21 protein-coding genes, 1 pseudogene and 1 other annotated feature are annotated in these 20,915 nt (G+C 64.2%); of the genes and pseudogenes, 19 read left to right on the top strand and 3 right to left on the bottom strand.

The window, feature by feature from the left end; genetic code table 11:
- Positions 1 to 60: 60 nt before the first annotated feature.
- The 18 genes from GO592_RS39420 to GO592_RS39335 all read left to right on the top strand — a co-directional run bounded on the left by GO592_RS39420 (position 61) and on the right by GO592_RS39335 (position 18,272).
- Complete coding sequence (locus GO592_RS39420) at positions 61 to 1,077, top strand: NAD(P)/FAD-dependent oxidoreductase (RefSeq protein ID WP_007297941.1); 1,017 nt, start codon at positions 61 to 63, stop codon at positions 1,075 to 1,077.
- Positions 1,078 to 1,123: 46 nt separating this feature from the next.
- Complete coding sequence (gene fdxA / locus GO592_RS39415; protein ID WP_007297940.1) at positions 1,124 to 1,438, top strand: ferredoxin; 315 nt, start codon at positions 1,124 to 1,126, stop codon at positions 1,436 to 1,438.
- Between the two features lie 183 nt (positions 1,439 to 1,621).
- Positions 1,622 to 3,121 carry an aldehyde dehydrogenase family protein gene (locus GO592_RS39410; protein ID WP_007297939.1) on the top strand — a complete coding sequence of 500 codons (1,500 nt, stop codon included), beginning with the start codon at positions 1,622 to 1,624 and terminating at the stop codon, positions 3,119 to 3,121.
- A gap of 63 nt (positions 3,122 to 3,184) precedes the next feature.
- Positions 3,185 to 3,592: an SCP2 sterol-binding domain-containing protein gene (locus tag GO592_RS39405; protein WP_007297938.1), complete on the top strand. Its 408-nt coding sequence runs from the start codon at positions 3,185 to 3,187 to the stop codon at positions 3,590 to 3,592.
- A gap of 40 nt (positions 3,593 to 3,632) precedes the next feature.
- Positions 3,633 to 5,261, top strand: coding sequence for a fatty acid--CoA ligase (locus GO592_RS39400; protein WP_007297937.1), 1,629 nt, complete (start codon positions 3,633 to 3,635; stop codon positions 5,259 to 5,261).
- 169 nt (positions 5,262 to 5,430) lie between these two features.
- Positions 5,431 to 6,231: an MlaE family ABC transporter permease gene (locus tag GO592_RS39395; protein WP_012686930.1), complete on the top strand. Its 801-nt coding sequence runs from the start codon at positions 5,431 to 5,433 to the stop codon at positions 6,229 to 6,231.
- Positions 6,232 to 6,237: 6 nt separating this feature from the next.
- Positions 6,238 to 7,152 carry an MlaE family ABC transporter permease gene (locus GO592_RS39390; RefSeq protein WP_012686929.1) on the top strand — a complete coding sequence of 305 codons (915 nt, stop codon included), beginning with the start codon at positions 6,238 to 6,240 and terminating at the stop codon, positions 7,150 to 7,152.
- 1 nt (position 7,153) lies between these two features.
- Complete coding sequence (locus GO592_RS39385) at positions 7,154 to 8,317, top strand: MCE family protein (protein ID WP_012686928.1); 1,164 nt, start codon at positions 7,154 to 7,156, stop codon at positions 8,315 to 8,317.
- Positions 8,314 to 9,318 carry an MCE family protein gene (locus tag GO592_RS39380; protein WP_007297933.1) on the top strand — a complete coding sequence of 335 codons (1,005 nt, stop codon included), beginning with the start codon at positions 8,314 to 8,316 and terminating at the stop codon, positions 9,316 to 9,318. The genes GO592_RS39385 and GO592_RS39380 overlap by 4 nt, the downstream gene beginning before the upstream one ends.
- Positions 9,318 to 10,316 carry an MCE family protein gene (locus tag GO592_RS39375; RefSeq protein WP_007297932.1) on the top strand — a complete coding sequence of 333 codons (999 nt, stop codon included), beginning with the start codon at positions 9,318 to 9,320 and terminating at the stop codon, positions 10,314 to 10,316. The genes GO592_RS39380 and GO592_RS39375 overlap by 1 nt, the downstream gene beginning before the upstream one ends.
- A complete protein-coding gene (locus tag GO592_RS39370) occupies positions 10,313 to 11,422 on the top strand; it encodes an MCE family protein (protein ID WP_012686927.1) in 1,110 nt (369 codons plus the stop codon). Before GO592_RS39375 ends, GO592_RS39370 begins: the two co-directional genes overlap by 4 nt.
- The gene (locus tag GO592_RS39365) at positions 11,419 to 12,570 is read left to right on the top strand and encodes an MCE family protein (protein WP_007297930.1); all 1,152 of its coding nucleotides are present in this window, start codon (positions 11,419 to 11,421) and stop codon (positions 12,568 to 12,570) included. The genes GO592_RS39370 and GO592_RS39365 overlap by 4 nt, the downstream gene beginning before the upstream one ends.
- The gene (locus tag GO592_RS39360; RefSeq protein ID WP_007297929.1) at positions 12,570 to 14,048 is read left to right on the top strand and encodes an MCE family protein; all 1,479 of its coding nucleotides are present in this window, start codon (positions 12,570 to 12,572) and stop codon (positions 14,046 to 14,048) included. Before GO592_RS39365 ends, GO592_RS39360 begins: the two co-directional genes overlap by 1 nt.
- Entirely contained in the window at positions 14,024 to 14,638 is a 615-nt protein-coding gene (locus tag GO592_RS39355; RefSeq protein ID WP_007297928.1) for a hypothetical protein, read from the top strand. Before GO592_RS39360 ends, GO592_RS39355 begins: the two co-directional genes overlap by 25 nt.
- Entirely contained in the window at positions 14,635 to 15,165 is a 531-nt protein-coding gene (locus tag GO592_RS39350) for a hypothetical protein (protein WP_007297927.1), read from the top strand. The genes GO592_RS39355 and GO592_RS39350 overlap by 4 nt, the downstream gene beginning before the upstream one ends.
- 68 nt (positions 15,166 to 15,233) lie before the next feature.
- Positions 15,234 to 16,286, top strand: coding sequence for an ABC transporter ATP-binding protein (locus GO592_RS39345; protein WP_012686926.1), 1,053 nt, complete (start codon positions 15,234 to 15,236; stop codon positions 16,284 to 16,286).
- 74 nt (positions 16,287 to 16,360) lie between these two features.
- Complete coding sequence (locus GO592_RS39340; protein ID WP_007297926.1) at positions 16,361 to 17,707, top strand: C40 family peptidase; 1,347 nt, start codon at positions 16,361 to 16,363, stop codon at positions 17,705 to 17,707.
- Positions 17,708 to 18,008: 301 nt separating this feature from the next.
- The gene (locus GO592_RS39335) at positions 18,009 to 18,272 is read left to right on the top strand and encodes a hypothetical protein (protein ID WP_231869113.1); all 264 of its coding nucleotides are present in this window, start codon (positions 18,009 to 18,011) and stop codon (positions 18,270 to 18,272) included.
- 130 nt (positions 18,273 to 18,402) lie between these two features.
- On the opposite strand, the gene GO592_RS39330 is transcribed toward GO592_RS39335, so the two are convergent.
- Genes GO592_RS39330 through GO592_RS39320 form a run of 3 tightly spaced genes read right to left on the bottom strand, consistent with a single transcriptional unit; the run spans position 18,403 to position 19,330 of the window.
- On the bottom strand, positions 18,403 to 18,567 hold the full coding sequence (locus GO592_RS39330) for a hypothetical protein (RefSeq protein ID WP_007297924.1): 165 nt from the start codon (positions 18,565 to 18,567) through the stop codon (positions 18,403 to 18,405).
- A complete protein-coding gene (locus GO592_RS39325) occupies positions 18,564 to 18,920 on the bottom strand; it encodes a hypothetical protein (protein WP_007297923.1) in 357 nt (118 codons plus the stop codon). The genes GO592_RS39330 and GO592_RS39325 overlap by 4 nt, the downstream gene beginning before the upstream one ends.
- A gap of 59 nt (positions 18,921 to 18,979) precedes the next feature.
- Positions 18,980 to 19,330 (bottom strand): hypothetical protein, encoded by a 351-nt coding sequence (locus GO592_RS39320; protein ID WP_007297922.1) that lies wholly within the window; start codon positions 19,328 to 19,330, stop codon positions 18,980 to 18,982.
- A 628-nt stretch (positions 19,331 to 19,958) separates the two neighbouring features.
- Between GO592_RS39320 and GO592_RS39315 the strand changes: the two are divergent.
- Positions 19,959 to 20,914: pseudogene (locus GO592_RS39315) on the top strand (IS3 family transposase); the annotation flags it as partial.
- Positions 20,243 to 20,374 (top strand) — a sequence feature (AL1L pseudoknot). (Overlaps the previous pseudogene by 132 nt.)
- Position 20,915 lies beyond the last annotated feature (1 nt).

Here is a 20,915-nt window from a genome sequence, read left to right as displayed (position 1 = left end):
TCGCGGACACACATCCGTACCACCCGTCTACGCCAACCCTGAACCCGAGGAGCGATCTGCATGACAACCGAAATCTCGACAGCCGACGTCGCCGTCGACCTGCTGTTCGTCGGTGCCGGACCGGTTGGCCTCTTCGGCGCTTACTGCGCGGGTTTTCGAGGGCTCAGCACGGCACTGGTTGACGCCTTGCCCGAGGTCGGCGGCCAAGTACAGGCCATCTACCCCGAAAAGAACATCTACGACGTCGCCGGCCTGCCCGGCGTGCAGGGGCAGCAGCTCATCCGGAATCTCACCCAGCAAGCAGAGGCGTTCGCTCCCAAACACCTGCTCTCACAACAGGCCGACACACTCGAACGCCTCCCCGCCGGGTGGCGGGTCACCACCTCGAAACGTGTGGTGATCGACGCGCGGGCTGTGGTGATCACCTCCGGTGTCGGAGCTGTCACTCCGCGGCCCCTGGCAACCGGGGAGGCCTTTCTCGGTCGAGGACTGCGCTACTTCGTTCCCCGGCTAGACGTCCTCGACGGTCAGGATGTCGTCGTCGTCGGCGGCGGTGACTCTGCAGTGGACTGGGCGTTGGCCGCATTACCGCGGGCCCGCTCCGTCACGCTCGTCCACCGGCGTAAGCAGTTCCGGGCGCACGAGCACTCGGTCCGCCTACTGCGTGAGTCTGCCTGCGATCTGCTGCTCGATGCCGATGTGGCGGAAATACGTGGCGATGATCAGGTTGAGAGCGTTGTCGTCAAGGTCGCCGGCGAGTCGTCCGGACGTGAAGTCAAGGCCCAGGTTGTCGTTGCCGCGCTCGGATTCCTGATGAATCTCGGGCCGATCGCGGACTGGGGCCTCGAACTCGAAGGCCGGTCGATCACAGTGGACAGCACAATGCGGACCACCCTGCCCAATATCTTTGCCGCGGGGGACGCCGCCACCTTCGACGGGAAAGTGAAACTGATCGCCGTCGGTTTCGGTGAGGTGGCTACCGCGGTGAACAACGCAGCGGTAGCGCTCGACCCGAACGCATCCCTCGCACCAGGCCATTCGAGCGATCTGGTTCAACCCGTGCTCGCCGAGGCCTGACCTCGTCGGCAAAGTTTGTCACGCAAATAGCAAGGAGGTAGATCTGATGGCATTCGTCATTGGTGAACCGTGTGTGGACGTTATGGACAAGTCGTGCATCGAAGAATGCCCGGTAGATTGCATCTACGAGGGCGGCCGGATGCTCTACATTCATCAGAACGAGTGCATCGACTGCGGTGCATGCGAGCCGGTGTGTCCCGTCAGTGCCATCCGTCCCGCACAAAAGGTCGATGAGCAGTGGCAGCCCTTCCAAGAATCGTCGAGGGAAGTAACCAAGGATCTCGGCAGTCCAGGTGGTTCGAGTAATGTCGACCTTCCGATCGCCGATTCCGAGTACGTGAAGACGCTCGACGAAAAATGACAATCGTCGGTTGAGAATCGCCTCGGTCGTATTTCCTCGACAAAAGAGGCCTCCGCACTTGCGCCGCACCTCGTCGGTCGTGAAATGTGCCGCAACCATTCGACAGCCACTCACAATTGTTCGGGCTGCGTTGCGCCGCAAGGAAATTCTGAAGTAATCTTCTACACAGAAAGGCAGTGGCCGATGACCATGATGTCGGTGGACATACCCGAGGCGGTGCAGTCTTTCTTGCGCAGCGCTTCCGCGAGCATCGTGATCGGGACAGAGAAGTTGGCGGCAGCGGACGGCAGTGAGGTTCCCACCACGGACCCGGCGACTGGCGCAGTCCTGGCCAACATTTCGGCGGGCGGCGCGATCGACGTGGATCGGGCCGTCGACTCCGCAAGTGTGGCCTTCCAGGCCTGGCGCCGCCTGAGCCCCGCCGCTCGAGGTCGGATATTGCTCGACGTCGCGGACGCGATCGAGGCGCACGCGGAGGAACTGGCCACTCTCGAGACCCTCGACAACGGCAAGCCGCTGTCGGAGTCGTTGTATATCGACGTGAGCCTGGCCAGCCAAATCTGGCGATATTTCGGTGGGTGGACAACGAAACTCGCCGGCCGGACTCTGCCGGTTTCACCGGCGGTAGGAGAGGCACTGGTCTACACACAACGAGAACCGCTGGGGGTGATCGGCGCGATCGCGCCGTGGAACTTTCCGTTACTGATCGCTTCCTGGAAGGTGGCCCCCGCGCTGGCGGCAGGCAACACCGTAGTCCTCAAGCCGTCCGAACATACCTCGCTGAGCGCGCTCCGACTGACCGAAATCGCACTCGAGGCCGGACTGCCCCCCGGAGTCCTCAACCTGGTCACCGGGTTCGGCCCGGAGGCGGGCCAAGCCCTGATTGATCATCCTAAGGTTGCGAAGGTCTCGTTTACCGGATCGACCGAAACGGGGCGCAGGATCATCACCGCCAGCGCGCCGAGCATCAAGAAGCTCACCCTCGAGCTGGGTGGAAAGTCCGCAAACATCGTCTTCCCGGATGCCGATCTCAACGCCGCGGCACAGGGCGCATTAGCCGCCATCTTCCTCAACCAGGGACAGGTGTGTTGTGCAGGTTCCCGGCTCTTTGTCCACCGCGACGTCCACGACGAACTCGTAGCCGAGCTGGAGGCGGCCACCCGAGCGATTCAGCTCGGTCATGGGTTGGACGAGAGTACCGAGATGGGCCCATTGGTCTCCGCGATGCAGCTGGACCGCGTCGAGGGCTTCGTACGCGCGGGCACCCGGGAGGGCGCCACCCTCGTCTGTGGTGGTGAGTATCCGGGGGGCGCGCTCAGTAACGGGCACTTCCTCACACCAACGATTTTCACCGATGTGCGTGACGACATGTCGATCGCCACGGAGGAGATCTTCGGGCCGGTGCTGTCGGTGCTGACCTTCGACGACGAAGCGGAAGTGGTGCGCCGCGCCAACTCCAGTGCCTATGGACTCGCAGCAGGTGTGTGGACCGATAGCCTCAAGCGGGCGCACCGGGTGGCGCGGGAGCTCGAGGCGGGCACCGTCTGGGTCAACATGTACAACATGCTCGATCCCGCGGCGCCGTTCGGTGGCTACAAAGCATCGGGGTACGGGCGAGACCTCGGCGAGGAATCCTTGCTGGGATACACGCAGACCAAATCCGTTTGGATCAGCCTGGACTGACCACGGGTCACTTGGCACACGACCGAATCTTCACAACGTCAAACACACGAAAGGATCATTCTCATGGGCGTATTCAAGAACGATGCAGAGGTCCACAAGTACATCGGCGGGGTCTTCGAGAAGGGACTGGCAGATCCCGAGATCGGACCCAAGCTCTCCGCGTCGGGCGTTGTCCTGCAGATCAATTACACCGACCCCGACGCGACCGTGACGGTCGACCTGCCCAACGGCAAGGTGTTCGCGGGCGCGACCGATATCAAGCCGGATGTCGAGTTGTTCATGTCCGCGGACACGGGCAATGGATTCTGGCAGGGCAAAGTGAACCTGTCGGTGGCAATGGCCAAGGGCCAGGTGCGGACCAAGGGTCCGGTGCAGAAGATCCTCAAGCTCGTCCCGACTGCGAAACTGCTGTTCCCCGCGTACAGGGCGATGCTCGAGGCCGACGGCCGCAGCGACCTCCAGCAGAAATGACCAGCGATACCGCACGCCGAGTCCACAAGGAATCCAACTGATGCAAGGCACGATGCAGAGCGCTCCCCTGTCGGTGGCGTCGATACTCCATCACGCCGCCGGCGTGCACGGCGACAGGCGGGTGATCAGCGCCACCGAACAGGGTTTCCGCCGTTCGAGCTACCGCGAGATCGGTGAGCGGTGTGCAAACCTGGCCTCTGCCCTGCGACGCCTCGGAGTCACCGGGGATGATCGGGTGGCCACCTTCCAGTGGAACAACCAGGAACATCTGGAGGCGTACTGCGCCGTCCCCGCCATGGGCGCCGTACTGCACACACTGAACATCAGGCTCTCCGCAGAACAGATCCGTTACGTCGCCAACCACGCGGAGGACAGAGTCATCATCGTGGACTCGTCCCTGGTGCCCCTGCTCGCGCCCGTACTACCCGATTTGCAGTCGGTACGGACGGTGCTGGTCACCGGCGAAGGCGACGTTTCGGCGCTCGACGGCAAAGGTCCCGAGGTGCTTCGCTACGAAGAGGCACTAGCCGGGGAATCGGATGAATATCCTTGGCCCACAGTGGACGAGACCTCCGCAGCGGCGATGTGCTACACCAGCGGCACCACAGGTGATCCCAAGGGCGTGGTGTACAGCCACCGATCCATGTATCTCCACTCGATGGCGGCATGCACCGGAAACGGCTTGGGTATTTGCGAGGCCGACCGCGTCCTGCCGATCGTGCCGATGTTTCACGCGAATGCGTGGGGCCTGCCCTACGCGGCGCTGATGGCGGGCGCCGAATTGCTCATGCCGGACCGGTTTCTGCAAGCAGGTCCGCTCACGCAGATGGTCCACACGGAGCGGCCCACCGTAGCCGGTGCGGTGCCAACGATTTGGAACGACGTTCTCCTGCATGCCGAGAAGAATCCTCAATTGGACTTCTCGTCGCTGCGGCTGGTGGCCTGCGGCGGATCTGCGGTGCCACGCTCGTTGATGGAGGCATTCGAGGAGCAGCTCGGGGTCACCGTCTTGCAGGCATGGGGAATGACCGAAACCTCGCCGCTTGCTTCGGTCGCACGGCCGCCGGTGGGGGCTTCCCCCGAAGAGGCCTGGCGCGTGCGGTCGACACAGGGTCGCGCCGTGTGTGGAGTCGAGATGCGAATCGTCGCAGATGACGGCGCGGTGTTGCCGCACGATGGCGAGGCTGTGGGCGAGTTGGAGGTTCGCGGACCCTGGGTCGCCGCCTCGTATTACAAGGTGGCGGACGAGGACAGGTTCCACGATGGTTGGCTGCGAACCGGCGACGTCGGTCACATCGACCGCGGAGGCTTCCTGACCTTGACGGACCGGGCGAAGGATGTGATCAAGTCCGGTGGCGAGTGGATCTCCTCGGTGCAACTGGAGAACATCCTGATCGGGCACCCCGATATCTTCGAGGCTGCGGTGATCGCAGTGCCAGACCCGAAGTGGCAGGAACGTCCGCTCGCAGTCATTGTGCTGCGAGAGGGAGCGGCTATTGCTCCGAAGGAGCTGCAATCGTGGCTCGCCGACCAGGTGCCACGGTGGTGGCTGCCCGAACAGTGGACGTTCATCGAGCAGGTCCCCCGTACCAGCGTGGGAAAGTTCGATAAGAAGCTGCTGCGCGCGGACCACGCGGACGGCAGGCTGACAATCACGAATGTGGGGTGACCGGTTCTACCCATGTGCATGCGGAAACGGCCCCGCGAAAGCTGTGATCGCGGGGCCGTTTCCCCGCTCTCCCCACGGCTCTCCCAACGCCTATCGGGCTTCATGCTGAACACATCGAATTGGCGTGGCTCACATTCGGGCACCCAATTCATGAGCACGGAGGACTAACGTGCAACTGCTGGACAGATCGGTCACGCCTGGCGAAAGAAGCGCCAAGGCGAGGGCAGCACTACGGGTGGCGCCACGCGCGGTGGGCGCCTTCTACGCGACTTCGCTCGAGACGTATCGCTGCATGTTCAAGCGGCCGTTTCACCTGCGGGAGTTCCTCCAGCAGGCTTGGTTCATCGCCAGTGTGTCGATCATGCCCGCGCTGTTGATGGCAATCCCGTTCTGCATGATGTTCGTCTACCAGATCAACATCCTCCTCGCTGAGATCGGTGCGGTCGATCTCGCCGGCGCCGGCGCGGGTGTCGCGATCGTCCGGGAAATCGGCCCCATCGTCACTGTTCTGGTGGTGGCCGGCGCCGGTTCTACGGCGATCTGCGCGGATCTGGGATCGCGAACCATCCGCGAGGAGATCGACGCGATGAAAGTCCTCGGCATCGATCCCATTCACCGTCTCTGTGTTCCGCGGGTATTGGCGTCGACCTTCATCGCGATCTTCCTCAATGGCCTCGTGTCGGCCGTCGGCCTCGTCGGCGGCTACATCGCCACCGTGTACATGCAGGGCGCATCACCCGGGCAGTACGTCACGGCAATCTCCATCATTACCGGTCTCGGTGATTTCTTCGTCGCCGAGATCAAGGCTGCCGTATTCGGCATGCTCGCCGGGTTGGTTGCCTGCCATCTCGGCCTGAACGTGAGGGGCGGGCCGAAAGGCGTGGGGGATGCTGTCAATCAGACGGTGGTGTTCAGCTTCCTGCTGCTGTTTCTGGCGAACTCGATCATCACCACCTTGGCAATGCACTGACGACCTATGAACTCTTTGCAGAATCCGCACGTAACCGACGACGGGAAGCTCGTGTCGAAATCGAACCAGCCTTCGGGTACCCGGAGAGCCCGTGCCGTCGCGCTCAAGGTGATTGATGCGCCGGTCAGCCATCTCGAGGAGATGGGCCGACAGTTCTCCTTCTACAACCACACGATCGCGGCGATTCCGCGAACATTCCGCCGCTATCGCGCCGAAACGGTCCGGCTCTTGGCAGAAGTGAGCATGGGAACCGGAGCGCTGGCGGTGATCGGCGGGACGCTCATGGTCATCTCGTTGCTGACCGCCGCGGTCGGTTACGAGGTCGGCCAGCAGGGGGCCACCTCTCTCGGCCGTGTCGGAATCGGCGCATTGTCCGGATTCATCTCCGCATTCTTCAATACCCGGGAGGCCATACCGGCGATCGCCGGCATCGCGTTGACCGCGACCGTCGGTGCCGGATTCACTGCACAACTCGGCGCCATGCGGGTCAGCGAGGAGATCGACGCGATGGAAACCATGTCCATCCCCTCCCTCCCCTACCTGGTCACGACCCGCGTGATGGCCGGGGTGATCGCGGTGATCCCGCTCTACTCGGTGGCATTGTTCGTCGGCTACGCCGCGACCCAACTCGTCACCGTCTACATGATCGGGGAGGCGAAAGGAACGTTCTGGCACTACTTCAACGTCTTCCTCGTTCCCAGCGATGTGATTTGGTCGGCAGTGAAAGTGCTCGCGATGTCCGTGGTGGTGATGTGCGTGCACTGCTATCACGGGTACAACGCCAGTGGTGGTCCGGCGGGTGTGGGTGTCGCGGTCGGCCGGGCAGTCCGGACGTCGCTGATCTCCATCATGGTGATCGACCTGCTCATCGGTATCGCGGTCTATGGCGGCTCCGCTGGGGCAGTGAGGGTGTCGGGCTGACATGAGTGGACACCTTGCAGAACGCAGCCGACGAGCCTACGTTGCACTCGGTCTCGTCATGGTCGCAGTCGGAGCACTCGCGACCGCGACTTCAATCGCCGTCTACCGGGGAAGCTTCACCTCCGCTGTTCCGGTCAAGCTCTATTCCACCCGGGCCGGCCTGATGCTCGAACCCGGCTCGGACGTGAAGATGCGCGAGGTCGTCGTCGGCCGGGTCACGGGCGTCAAGCTGGTCGACGGGCACGCCGAGATCTCCATGGACATCGACAAAGGACGTGCACACTCGATCGCCGCGAATGTCTCCGCCGCGATCGACCCCACCACCCTGTTCGGCCGCAAGTTCGTCACACTCGACCCGCCGGAATCACCTTCGCCGGAGACTATCTCGGCCGGCACGGTCCTCTCGACGGGCCAGGTGGCCACGGAAGTGAACGACCTTCTCGAGTCGTTGGTCACCGTGCTACGGACGGTGGAACCGGAGAAGGTCAACGGAACGCTGAACGCACTCGCCACGTCGCTACACGGCCGCGGCGACCAGCTCGGTGACACTCTGGTCGAACTCAATACCTACCTGGCGAGCTTCAACAACAGCCTGCCCACCCTGCGGCGCGATTTGGTGCGCGGAGCCGAGACCACCGACGTCCTCGCAGCCGCGGCACCGGACGTGATGGAAACGGTCGACCAGGCCAGCACGACGGCGACGACCCTCACCGACCGCCAAGACCAGTTCAAGGCATTCCTGCTCAGCTTCACCAGCTTCGGCAACAGCGGACGCTCCTTCTTCGAGACCAGCGGGACCCCGCTGACCGAGTCGCTGTCCTCCCTGGCCCCGACCACCGAACTGCTGGCGCAGCGTGCGCCGACACTGCCCTGCCTGGTCGAGAGCCTCGTGCAGACCAACACCTACCTCGAACGCACCCTCGGAGGTAGTGATCAGCCCGGATTGAACATCCTCGGCACCCTGCTGATGGGAGATCCGCCGTACACGAATCCGGCCAACCTCCCGGTGGTGCGAGCCGATGGGCCCGTCGCCTGCGACGACTGGTCACAGCCGCAGGGACACACCGATTTCGATGACGGCAGTGCCGCCTACCGACCCGCACGGACCCCGATGGATCTGATCGGAAACCCCTTCGCGCAGTTCTTCCTAGGAGGTCTGCGATGACGAAGACTTCGCCCAGCCTGAAGTTGCTGATCTTCGTACTGGTGACCACCCTGACGGGATTCGGTGTCGCAACGGTTGTCGGTAACCTCCGTTTCGGCAGCACGCACGCCTACAGTGCGGTCTTCACCAGCGCATCCGGCCTCGGAAGCGGTTCAGACGTGCGTGTGGCGGGAGTGCCCATGGGTAAGGTCACCGACGTCTCGGTCAACTCCGACGGCACGGCGTTGGTCACCTTCTCTCTCTCCACCGAGCGCCCGCTGACCGCGGCGACCGAGGCGAAGATCAAGTACAAGAATCTGATCGGCGACCGCTATGTCGACCTGTCCCCGGGTTCCTTCGACCCGAGTCCGCTCCAGGCTCCGATACCACTCGCTCAGACAACGGCTGCGTTGGATCTGGACCAGGTTGTCAACGGCTTTCGTCCCCTGCTCCAGGGCCTGGATCCGGACCAGACCAACCAACTATCCGCGTCATTGATCCAGGTTCTCAACGGGCAGGAAGCAAGCATCAGCCAGCTGATTTCCCAGATCGACACCTTCACCAATGCACTCGCCGACCGCGACCAGGCCATCGGCCAGGTCATCGCGAACTTCAACGCCGTGCTCGGGACCGTCAACAACCGACGCGACCAGTTCGCAACCCTGGTCGACCAACTACAGCAACTGGTCGCCGGCCTCAACGACGACCGGGATTTGATCAGCCACTCGCTGGGCCAGATCGACGACGCCTCGAACGCCATGGCGACCGTTCTCACGGAGAACCGGCCGCCCATCGCCCAGGATGTGTCCGCGCTCGGTGACCTGGCCGGCCAGCTCAACGCACAGACCGACACCGTGAATCTCGTTTTGAGCAAGCTTCCCGAGACCTACCGGCTGACCGCGCGGGCAGGCGGATACGGAAGCTTCGTCAACTTGTTCGTGTGCGGACTGGCAATCAAGTACGCGCAGGGCCCCGGCGGAGTCACGCCGATGTTCACCGCGCCCGCCGAAAGGTGCAAGTGATGGCAACCAAGTCGTTCCTCGAACGGAACCCGATCCGACTCGGTGTGATCGGAACCCTCGTCCTCGTCGGCGTCCTCGCCGTCGCACTCAACTTCGACACCATCCCAGGCATCGGTCCGAAGACGTACCACGCTGAGTTCCTTGACGCCAGCGGCCTCGTGGTGGGTGACACCGCCCAGATCGCCGGCGTCAAGGTGGGCAAGGTGCGGGAGATCTCCCTCAACGGAGACAAGGTCGAAGTCGAATTCGACGCAGACAGCGGCGACGCGCGCCTGGGCAACGACACTCGTGCTGCCATCAAGGTCGAAACCGCACTCGGGCGCCGATACATCGAACTGACCCCGGAGGGAGAGGGGGAGCTGGGGCGAGGCGACACGATCCCGGTCTCACGCACCACGTCCGGTTACGACGTCACCCGGTCGCTCGAGGAAGTGACCGACAAGGTCTCCAAGACGGACACCGTCGATTTGTCCGGTGCACTCGACCAACTCTCCGCGGTCGAAGAGGCCCTGCCACCCGACCTGAAGTCCTCGCTGACCGGCCTGTCCCGGTTGTCCGAGACGGTGGCCAGTAGGGACGCCGACCTACGGCACCTACTGACCAACACCGCCGGGGTGAGCACAGTGCTCGCCGAGCGCAGTCAGCGTGTCGCCGCGCTACTCGGGCAGGGTCAGTCCCTGTTCGATTCGCTCAATCAGCGCGCCGACTCCATCCACCGCATCCTCGTACAAACCCGCGAGATCGCCGACGAACTCACCGCCCTCAAGCGGGACAACGAGGCCACACTTGCACCCACTCTCGAACAGATGGACACGTTGGTCACGACCTTGAATAACAACTACGACAACATCAACGCCTCCCTGACCGGACTCGAGCGTTACGCCCAGCAGATCGGCGACGTCGTGGGCAGCGGACCGTTCTTCAGCGCTCTCCTGCACAACATCCTTCCCGCGAACCTGGCAGGTCAGGTCCCCGGCAGCCTCGGAGGTCCCCGATGATGGCCACGAGGACCACCTCGCGCGTGCCGGCGAAGATTCTGCTTCTCGTGGTGATCGTCGCCGCCCTGGTACTGGGCACCGGAGCCTGGGTCACCGGGCACTCCACGCACCACATCACCGCCTTCTTTCGCAGCACGAGCGGACTCTATGTCGGCGACCGTGTCATGATCCTCGGCGTCGAGGTCGGCCAGATCAACGACATCGTGCCCGAAGGCGACCAGGTCCGCGTCGAATTCAGCTACGACGGAAAGTACGACGTCCCCGCCGACGCCAAAGCTGCCATTGTCGCCCCGGTTCTGGTCACCGGTCGATACATCCAACTTGCCCCCGCTTACGTCGGCGGCGACAAAATGGCAGACGGGCAGACGATCCCCGTCGAGCGCACCGCAGTTCCAGTCGAATTCGACGAGGTCAAGGAACAGGTCGTCAAGCTCGCACAGGACGTGGGACGCACACCCGAGGACCCCGACGGTTCGCTCAACCGCTTCGTGACGAACACCGCGGATGCTCTCCGCGGGAACGGGCAAACCCTGCACGACTCGCTGGTACAGCTCTCCGACGCCACTAGCACTCTCAGCAAAGGCGGAGAGGATCTGTTTGCCTCCGTCCGAAACCTGCAGACCTTCACCTCGGCGTTGGCCACCAACGAACAGCAGATCACCGCGTTCAGCCGTGAACTGGCCACGACGTCGTCGATGCTCAACGACAACCGCACCGAGCTCGACGCCCTGCTCAACAGCATGCTCGCCACGTTCAACGAGGTCACCGCGTTCCTTCAGAACAACCGGGGGGCACTGACCACCGACGTCGGTAAGCTCACCGACCTCACCCGCCAGCTCGTCGACCGGGAAGACACCCTCGCCTCGATCCTGCACACTGCGCCGACCTCACTGTCGAACTTCTACAACATCTACGATCCCGACTCGAACTCGCTGACGGCCGCGATTGCAGTCTCCGACCTTCCGCCGGACCCCCGGTCGCTGATTTGCGCACTGCTCACCACGGCCAATGCGCCGGCCGACGAATGTTCCAAAGCCACCGGTGCGCTCGCCACCGGACTGGTCCAGAAAGCGGTGGCACCGGCACCGAGCGGAGGAACACGATGATCTCGATCAGGCAATTGAGTGCCTGCACCGCCCTGACACTCGGTGTGGCGGTGACTGCCACCGGGTGCCGCTTCGACGGAATCAACTCGATCCCGTTGCCCGGTAACGCCATCAGCGGTGACACCTACGAAGTCACGGTCGAGCTGGCCGATATTCAGAATCTGGTCGGCAACTCCCCCGTGAAAGCCGACAATGTGATCGTCGGAAACATCGCCAGCATCGGTGGGGAGAACTGGATCGCGCGCCTGACACTCGAACTGCGCGCGGACGCACGGATCCCGGCGAACGTCGGTGCGAAATTGGCGCAGACCAGTGTTCTCGGTTCCCAGTACCTGGAGCTGTCGGTTCCCTCCGGTGAACAACCGGTCGGGACGCTGGCGGACGGCGCCGTCATTCCCATCGCCCGCACCAGCCAGTACGCGTCGACCGAAGAGGTTTTGTCGGCACTGTCGTTGGTACTGAATGGCAGTGGACTGCAGCAAATCCGCACGGTCACCTCCGAACTCGTTCGGGTGCTCGACGGCAGGGAGCAGAACCTGCACGAGCTGTTCGGCAACCTCGAGACCGTCGTGGGAAACCTCGACCAACAACGCGCGGATATCGTCCGGGCGATCGATGGACTCGACCGGCTCGGCGCCGAGCTCGCGGCGCAGAACGCCACCCTCGATCGCGGTATCGAGACGATCACCCCAGCGGCACAGGTACTCAACGATCAGCAGAAGCAGCTCACGACAATGCTGACCAGTGTCGGCCAGTTCGGGGAGGTCGCGACCAAGGTCCTTGACAGTAGCCGCGAGGATCTGCACGCCAATCTCACTGCACTACAGCCGACCCTGAGCCATCTCGCCTCGGTAGGCGATTCCATCCCGGAGGCCCTCAAGATTGCTGCCACGCTTCCGTTCCCGGTCGAAACCACGGATCGGGCGATCCGAGGCGACTACGTGAATTTGTTCCTCACCCTCGATCTGACTGCCGAGACCGTGGGCGGCAAGGTCCTCGGAAGCATCCCGGTGTCCGAACTGGCGGGACTGAACCCGGCGCGGCAGGCGGCCAACCCGCTACTCGTTCCCACCGAGCGGCCCGCGAGTGCACCTCCGGCCGCGACCCCAGCCGCCGGGGCGCCCCAACCGCAGGGAGGTCAGCGCTGATGCGCTCGAAATTGGTCCGAGCCCAACTCGTGATCTTCACCCTTGTCGCGGTCGTGGCTGTCGCCAATTCCGTCTACAGCTACATGGGATTCAACCGGCTCTCGGGTATCGGAATGTACTCGGTCGATGTCGAACTCGAACGCGCCGGCGGCCTGTACGCGAGCGCGCTCGTCACCTATCGCGGCGTCGATGTCGGTGTGGTCAGGTCGCTCGACGTGACCCCCGATCACGTGACCGTGCACCTGCAATTGGACTCGGACCACCCGATCCCGAAATCGACCGACGCCTACGTGCGCAGCGTCTCGGCGATCGGCGAACAGTATGTCGATCTGGTGCCGCCCACATCCCAGGGTCCGTTCCTGGCCGATGGCGACGTCATCGATCGGTCCCGGACAACGTTGCCGGTATCGGCAGCGCAGGTCGTCGACGAGGTCAGCACCCTCCTCGAGGGACTGCCGAAGGACGACTTGAAGACCACGGTCGACGAGGCCTACGCCGCCTTCGACGGCGCCGGTCCCACCCTCTCGCGTCTGATCGACTCGTCCCGCCCGCTCATCGCCCTCGCCCAGGCCAACCTGGGCCCGACCACTACCCTGATCACCGACGCGGAACCGGTTCTGACGGCGGTGAACTCAGCGGGTCCCGATATCGCGCGTTTCTCCACCGACCTGGCTTCGTTCACCGAGCAGCTGACCATGAACGACGCCCAGATCCGGGGAACCCTCGACAACGGTCCTGCCTTCTTTGATGCGTTCGGCGGAACACTCGCCGACCTGCAGCCGTCGCTGCCGCTGCTGCTGGCGAATCTGCAGAGCGTCGGAGAGGTATTGCGAGTCAACGTTCCCGGTATCCGCCAGATCCTGGTGATCTACCCGGCAATGTCCGCCGCGATCAATCACATGCATCAGGGTGTGCAAGGCGCGGACCGCACGTATGGTCAGGGCCCCCTCGATATCAAACTGGGCAACACCGCCAACCCGCTGCCCTGCACCGAGGGCTATGAGGAAACACAGCGGCGCGATCCCAGCGATCTTTCGCCGGCCGAGCCCGCCACCAGCTCGTACTGTACGTTGCCGCCAAACGAGCCGCGTGTGGTGCGCGGTGCCCGGAACCTTCCCTGCGCCACCGACCCCTCCGTGCGGACCGCGGAGGTCGGCGAATGCCCCGGCGGTCTGCCCTCGAGCTGGCCGCAGATGCTGGCCCGGCCCGGGCAGCCCTACGCCCCTGCACCGAGCGCACCGCCCGCGCCGCCCACAGCAGCGCCGGAGCCGCAGCAGTCGGACAACTCTCAGCAGGCTCCTGTCGCGGCGACCCCGGCGGCCTGGTCCAGCCGGCAGGCCCCTGCGGTCGCCACCGCTCCCTACGACCCGATCACCGGCGCCTTCCGCGCCCCAGACGGCGCCCTGTACTCCATCGACGCCACATCCCCAACCCAGTCCGAGGAGGAACTGACATGGCAAAGTCTGCTGCTGCGCTAGCACTGGACACGATCGACGACGACAACGTCCTCGATCGACCCGAACGACCACCCGAAACATCGACGGACGCCGCCGAGGACTCCGGCGGCCCCGCACGACGGCGGGGCGGCGGTCTCATCCTCGCTGCGGTCGTGTTCCTCGGTGCGATCGTGCTGGCCGGTTCGGTGTGGGGGGTGAGATCGTGGAGCGACTGGCGGACCACGGACGCCGCCGCGGCCCGTGATGTCTCCATCCTCGATACCGCCACCCAAATGTCAACCAACTTGGTCACCCTCCGTCACCAGAGCGTCGACGAGGACATCAAGAAGGTCGCCGACGGCACGACCGGACCGTTCCACGACCAGTTCGCCACGTCCTCGGGGGGTTTCGGGGATGTACTGAATCAGGGTCAGGTCGAGTCGACCGGCGAAGTGAAGTCCGCCGGCATCATCGACTCGTCGGACGATCACGCCACCGTCCTCGCGGCAGTGACGTCGACGGTCAAGAACACCGAGGCCCCCGACGGTGAGATGCGGGTCTACCGCATGAAATTGACCCTCGACCTCGTCGACGGTCGCTGGCTCGTTTCCGATGTGGAGTTCGTCGCATGATTACCTACATCGCTCGCATCTCCTCGCTCTTCGACACGTGGAGCAGCCGTAAACGCACACTGTTGGTCGCGGGCCTCGGCGTGCTGGCGGTCGCGGTGACAGTCGGCAGCGTGACATTGACGATCCGCGCACACGAGGGCCGGAGCCAGGAGGACACCCGGCAGCAGGCGCTCACGCAGGCCGCGCAGTTGGTTCCCGACATCCTGTCCTACGACTTCAACACGGTCGACGACCACTTCACCGGTTCGCTCGAGCACCTCGGGGGTGAGTTCCGCACTCAGTTCGAGAGCGTGAGCAAGGACGTCATCATTCCGTCCGCGAAGCAGCGGCAGGTGGTCACCTCGGCCACCGTCGTGGAGTCCTCGGTTGTCTCGGCCTCCGCTGACGCTGCCACCGTGCTGATGTTTCTCAATCAGTCCACGACCAGTACCGACAGTCCCGCCCCCAAGCTGGACGGCAGCCGCGTTCAGGTGTCGCTGCACCGCGATGGAGATTCCTGGCAGATCACCGAGATGTCCCCGGTGTGAACCGCGGAGCACCGACTGCGTGATGTATCCCTTCCCGAAAATTCACGAATCGACGTAAGGAAGACTCGATGGGTGTCGAAGTTTCAGTCAGCGACCTGACCAAGTCGTTCGGCTCGCAGAGGATCTGGCAGGACGTGTCGCTGACCCTGCCGGCCGGTGAGGTCAGCGCGTTGCTGGGCCCGTCGGGAACCGGTAAGTCGGTGTTCCTGAAGTCGCTGATCGGTCTGCTCCGCCCGGAGCAGGGGTCGATCGTGATCGACGGCACCAACATTCTCGAGTGCTCGTCCAAGGAGCTGTACGAGATCCGCAAGCTGTTCGGCGTGCTGTTCCAGGACGGCGCCCTGTTCGGCTCGATGAACCTGTACGACAACGTGGCGTTCCCGCTGCGCGAGCACACCAAGAAGTCCGAGTCCGAGATCCGCAAGATCGTGATGGAGAAGATGGAACTCGTCGGTCTGCTCGGGGCCGAGGACAAGCTGCCCGGCGAGATCTCCGGCGGTATGCGCAAGCGCGCCGGCCTGGCCCGCGCCCTGGTGCTCGACCCGCAGATCATCCTCGTCGACGAGCCGGACTCCGGCCTGGACCCGGTGCGCACCACCTACATCTCGCAGACCTTGATCGACATCAACGCCGAGATCGACGCGACGATCCTGATCGTCTCGCACAACATCAACCTCGCCCGCACGGTGCCGGACAACATCGGGATGCTCTTCCGGCGGAAGCTGGTGATGTTCGGCCCCCGCGAGGTGCTGCTCACCAGTGAGGAGCCGGTGGTCAAACAGTTCCTCAACGGCACCATGATCGGCCCGATCGGCATGTCCGAGGAGAAGGACGAGGCCACCATGGCCGCCGAACAGGCGATGGTCGACGCCGGCCACCACGCCGGCGGGGTCGACGACGTCGAGGGCATCGTCCCGCAGATGAAGGCGACACCGGGGATGCCGTTCCGCCAGGCCGTCGCCCGCCGCCAGGAACGCGTCCGCGACATCATGCACACCCTCCCCGAGAGCGCCCAGATCGCGATCCAGGAAAGTTTCGACGAACACGAGCTCTACAGCGATTTCGATTCCGCTACTGAGGAACTCGGCGCCGTTGATGTCCATGATTGGAGCGCCCCGTGACCGAAGTCATGGCACGAGCTAGCCCGGCACCGGAACTCGAAGACGACTGTCCGATGTAGAGAAACGAGCGAAAGATGTCCGACCCCTCCGCCATCATTGCGGCGATCGTGATCGCCGCCGGTGGCGCCGCGAACAGCACTAACCTGCCACCAGAGGTGGAAACGCAGGTCACCGACACCCTGGCCGTCGTCGAACAGGCAGCACCGGCCCTGGATCAGCAGGTCGGGGACGTGATGGCGACGCTTCCCGCCCCCGTACAGCAGTTTGCGCAGCAGGGGATCGACAATGCCGCGCAGGCGTTGTCCGGGGTGATTCCTCCTCAATCCCCGCCCGCGCCCCCGCTCCCGCTCCCACCCGCCGACGCGCCGCCACGCCCGGATCCGTCCCCGGCGGCGCCCGAGCCACCGGCCGACAGCGATGTCGTACCCGAGCCCGGCAATACCGACAGTTCCGGCGTCTCGAGCTGGGCAAACACAAACGCCCTCGACACCGCGTTTGCCGCACCGACCAGCAGCGTGCTGCCCCGCCTCACCTTCGCCCCCGGCAACGCGTTCGCCACCTTTGTGCCGTGGCTGACCAAGGCCGGCGCACTGTGTGACGGGATCACGGCGCCGACACTGGCGGCCCTGTATTCGGCGGAGAACGGATTCCGCTACGGTGCCACCGCACCGGTGTCACCCGTCGGCGCCAAGGGTCCCGGCCAGTTCATGGACGGCACCTGGCGCACCTACGGCAAGGACGCCGACGGCGACGGCACCGCCGATATTCTCGGCGTCGCGGACTCGGTCATGGCGTCAGGACATCTCTTGTGCGACATGTACAACCAGATCGACACGTGGAAGCACCAAGGACGAGTTCGCGGGGACACGCTCGATCTCGCGATCGCCGGATACAATGCCGGGGTTGGTGCCGTGCTCGCCTCCGGGGGAATGCCCTCGGGTAGCCCCGACTACGAGAATCAGACGAAACCGTACGTCGCGAAGATCCGCGCGGCCCAGGACTACTTCGCGCGGCTGCTCTCCCCCTTTGGTGGACCTGCCCTGTCCGAGCTGGGCGCCCGGGTCGTCGAGAGCGCAATGAACTTCCTCGGCCTTCCGTATGTGTGGGGCGGCGGCAACATTCACGGCCCCTCCCAGGGCGGGTTCGACTGCTCCGGCCTGACCTCGTACGCGGTGTACACCGCGACCTCAGGCAAAGTGACACTCCCCCGCACCTCCGAAACCCAATGGAACGTAGGAGTCGAGCGCCCACTGTCGGAGGCAGTACCCGGCGACCTCCTGTTCGGGAACTGGAGTGCGAACGGTCCCGGGCATGTCGCGATCTACATCGGAAACGGGCAGATGATCCACGCACCCACGACCGGCGACGTCGTACGCGTGGCATCGGTTTTCGCCGACATGCGGGCACGGCACGTGATGTGACACCCGAGTAGGATCTGGTGTTGTAGGTTCTCACGCTACTTTTCGCTCTTCTCACTATTCTGTCGCCAATTCGTCGGCGGCGAACCGGATGACCAACGAATCTCCAGGTCAGCGACTCATGGGGATGGCCGGCAGGCGGCGCCGAGCGGTGGAAGCTCCCCGCCGGCCGAGGAAAGCGACATTTCGATGAGAAAAGCCACCGACAGAAGGGTGAGAAAGCTACGCGAAACCGCAGGTCAACGCTTCTCTCGGGAACTTTTTGTTCAGAAATCATATTTGTGCTGGTCAGCGGCCTGCTTGTGTGCACTACAGGTTGGGCACGTGGTGGTTGTGGTCGGCCGTTGAGGGTTGCCATCAGGTCTCGGTTGGTGGCGCGGGCGGCTGCGAGTTCGTCGTCGCGGTCCTGGAGCTCGTGTTTCCTGCCGAGGAGCTGCTGTTCGAGTTCGGCGGCCCGCTCCCGGAGGGTGCCGATTTCGTCGTGTCCGGTGAGACCGGCGCCGTGGAGAACCTGTTCGCCGAGAACCTCGGAGAGTCTGTCGGCGAGTTTCGTGTTCTGCTGCCGTAGTCGTTCGTTTTGTGCCCGCAGGTTGGCTACATCGGCCAGAAGTGACCGATAGCTGGTGCGGGTGCTCGACGGTGGCGGCTCAGGTTCGGCGGCGACTGTCAGGATCTGGGCTCGGAGATCGTGGTGGCGATTAGAGGAACGAGCGGTCGACTCTCGCGGTGCGAGCGACGGCAGAGATTGTGATCTCCGCCCCGTCGGTGCGGAGCCGGGAAAGCGCGTCGAGGACTCTTTGCCGTCGACGGTTGCTGTCGCCGCGGCGGGCCGCGATCAGATGTTCGGTGGAGTTCGAGGTCATGAGTGCGTTTCGAGGTGTGGGTCGAGCGTTTGCGGCCCGGTGGTGGGTAGTCCGAGGTGCACGGTCTGTCGGGTGCGACGCACTACCCGAACGGCTTCTTCGATCTGTCCACGCTCGTCCTCGGTGAGTGCGTCAAGCTCGTGTTGGACGCGGCGGATCGACTGCCTCAGCCTCGTGATCTCCGCTTCCGACGGCACCGCCTCGTCGCGGGCCCAGTCGTCGAGTTCGGTAGCTGCACGGACTCTTTCGCGGTCACGCAGCAGGGTGTCGAGGTAATCCCGCAGCTCGGGCAGGTAGGAGGGGTCGGAGCGGAAGTGACCTTCCGTGTCAAGTCTGCGCGTGTTGTCGATCAAGTTCTGTTCCTCGCTCGGGTCCGAACCGACTATGCGCGTGCTGAGACCAAGCTCGGGGCTCAGTGGGTGTGTCGTTGCAGTGGGCGGACGACGTCGTTGGTCTGGCTTTGCTCGCGCAGTTGGGCGTTTTCCACTTCCAGGACGTGGATGACGCGGGCGTAGGTCGCGACCTGGTCTGTGAGCCGGGTGTGTTCGGCGCGGAGGTCGGCGAGTTTCGTGCGGAGCTGATCGTTGTCGGCGTGCAGTCCGTCGGCGATCTTGGGGCGGTGGTCCTGGGATCGCACGAGCGCGTAGAACAGGTCCTTCAGCCCGGTGTGCTTGTGGGTCAGCTTGTTGCACCGCAGACCGGCTTCCTCGGCGCCTGGTGATGGCGAACATCTCGGTGGTGACCGGGCCGTGCGTGAGTCCACGCTCGACCAAGAACTGCGCGTACTTCTCCAGCACAACGCGGTCGATCTGCCCCAGGCAGGTGACCTGGTGCTGGTCCAGCCACTGGGCGAAGCCCCTCCATGCCGAGAAGGTGCGTTTGAGGCTGCCCGCTGACAGCCTCGGCCGGGTGGACGAACCCGAGCGGTGAAGCAGTATGTCCGGCGTCGGAAGGTTGATCACTGCCCAGCCCGCGCGCATGAACCCGGCCCGCAGACATACCGGGACACCCTCCCAGTCGACGGTCAGCGAACGTCCCGCGGCGCCGTGGGCCAAGGCCGCCAGCTGCCAGCGCAGCTCACCGAAGCGCGGGATGTCGGCCTCGCGGGTGCCAGGCCGCGCGCGGTCGGCGGGAAAGACCGGGGTGTCCGGGGTCGGGTCGACCAGTCTCGGCGCCTCATGCCTGAGCGGGTGTGATGGGATACTCATGCGTCCAGCCTCCGGTCGAGCATGCGGTCGATCAGGTCCTGGTCGCCCTCGGTGAGCTGGGCTCGCAGCGCCGCCCGTTCGGCCTCGGTGGTGTGCGTGCTGACCAGGTCAGCCACCCGGCCGTGATGTTTGAACCGTCCTGGACGAGGTGGAGACTCCTGATCTAACAAGGAGAATGCTGGTATGCCTGCACCGAAGAAGTACGACGCCGAGACCCAGGATCGCGCCGTCCGGATGTATCGGGACCGGATCGACGAGCACGGAGGCTCGAAGGTCGCAGCCCGGCGCCATGTCGGCGAGCTGCTCGACATCGCGCCGGCGACGCTGCGGAACTGGATCGAGCGGGAGGAGAGCCGCCAGGCCCCCGGCGCATCGTCTTCGGCACCTGACGTGTCGGCCGAGGTCGCCAGACTTCGCCGAGAAGTAACCGAATTGCGCAAAGCTAACGAGATTTTGAAGACCGCGAGCGCGTTTTTCGCGGCGGCGGAGGTCGACCGCCGACTGCGGTGATCGTCGACTACATCGACGCGTACCGTTCCCAATTCGGGGTCGACCCGATCTGTACTGTGCTCACCGAGCACGGCATCAGCATCGCCCCGTCCACCTATTACAAGGCCAAGCAGCGCGGACCCATCTCGGGCACCGACCTGGGCGAGGCGTACGCCGCCAACGCCGTGCACAGGGTGTACGTGGCCAACAAGCGCCTCTACGGTGCCCGCAAGATCTGGTGGGCGATGAAACACGCCGGCCACGACATCGGGCGCGATCAGGTGGCGCGCCTGATGAAGATCTGCGGGATCCGCGGGGTGGTCCGCGGCAAACGCCGCACGACCACCACCGAGCGCGACGAGCGGGCACCACGACACCCGGATCTGATCAACAGGAAATGGGACGTCCCGGACCGCCCCGATCAGTGGTGGGTCGCGGACTTTACGTACGTGTGGACACTCACCGGATTCGTGTACACGGCGTTCTGTGTCGACGTGTTCTCCCGCCGGATCCTCGGGTGGCAGGTGATGACATCCAAGACCACCGTGTTGGTCACCGGAGTGCTCGAGCAGGCGTTGTTCACCCGCAGGAGAACCGACATCCGTTTCACCTCAACGGGTTTGGTGCATCACAGCGATGCGGGGAGCCAGG

Origin of the sequence: Rhodococcus sp. 21391 (assembly GCF_016772255.1) — a bacterium.
Lineage (GTDB): Bacteria > Actinomycetota > Actinomycetes > Mycobacteriales > Mycobacteriaceae > Rhodococcus_F > Rhodococcus_F opacus.
Note: the sequence above shows the minus strand (reverse complement) of the source record. Positions and strands in the feature narration are given on the sequence as shown.

Coding starts and splice junctions, on each gene's coding strand:
- fdxA (WP_007297940.1), top strand. CDS start 1,124: ATGGCATTCGTCATTGGTGAACCGTGTGTGGACGTTATGGACAAGTCG.
- GO592_RS39365 (WP_007297930.1), top strand. CDS start 11,419: ATGATCTCGATCAGGCAATTGAGTGCCTGCACCGCCCTGACACTCGGT.
- GO592_RS39375 (WP_007297932.1), top strand. CDS start 9,318: ATGGCAACCAAGTCGTTCCTCGAACGGAACCCGATCCGACTCGGTGTG.
- GO592_RS39400 (WP_007297937.1), top strand. CDS start 3,633: ATGCAAGGCACGATGCAGAGCGCTCCCCTGTCGGTGGCGTCGATACTC.
- GO592_RS39350 (WP_007297927.1), top strand. CDS start 14,635: ATGATTACCTACATCGCTCGCATCTCCTCGCTCTTCGACACGTGGAGC.
- GO592_RS39360 (WP_007297929.1), top strand. CDS start 12,570: ATGCGCTCGAAATTGGTCCGAGCCCAACTCGTGATCTTCACCCTTGTC.
- GO592_RS39370 (WP_012686927.1), top strand. CDS start 10,313: ATGATGGCCACGAGGACCACCTCGCGCGTGCCGGCGAAGATTCTGCTT.
- GO592_RS39405 (WP_007297938.1), top strand. CDS start 3,185: ATGGGCGTATTCAAGAACGATGCAGAGGTCCACAAGTACATCGGCGGG.
- GO592_RS39340 (WP_007297926.1), top strand. CDS start 16,361: ATGTCCGACCCCTCCGCCATCATTGCGGCGATCGTGATCGCCGCCGGT.
- GO592_RS39410 (WP_007297939.1), top strand. CDS start 1,622: ATGACCATGATGTCGGTGGACATACCCGAGGCGGTGCAGTCTTTCTTG.
- GO592_RS39390 (WP_012686929.1), top strand. CDS start 6,238: ATGAACTCTTTGCAGAATCCGCACGTAACCGACGACGGGAAGCTCGTG.
- GO592_RS39330 (WP_007297924.1), bottom strand. CDS start 18,567: ATGACCTCGAACTCCACCGAACATCTGATCGCGGCCCGCCGCGGCGAC.
- GO592_RS39355 (WP_007297928.1), top strand. CDS start 14,024: ATGGCAAAGTCTGCTGCTGCGCTAGCACTGGACACGATCGACGACGAC.
- GO592_RS39420 (WP_007297941.1), top strand. CDS start 61: ATGACAACCGAAATCTCGACAGCCGACGTCGCCGTCGACCTGCTGTTC.
- GO592_RS39385 (WP_012686928.1), top strand. CDS start 7,154: ATGAGTGGACACCTTGCAGAACGCAGCCGACGAGCCTACGTTGCACTC.
- GO592_RS39345 (WP_012686926.1), top strand. CDS start 15,234: ATGGGTGTCGAAGTTTCAGTCAGCGACCTGACCAAGTCGTTCGGCTCG.
- GO592_RS39380 (WP_007297933.1), top strand. CDS start 8,314: ATGACGAAGACTTCGCCCAGCCTGAAGTTGCTGATCTTCGTACTGGTG.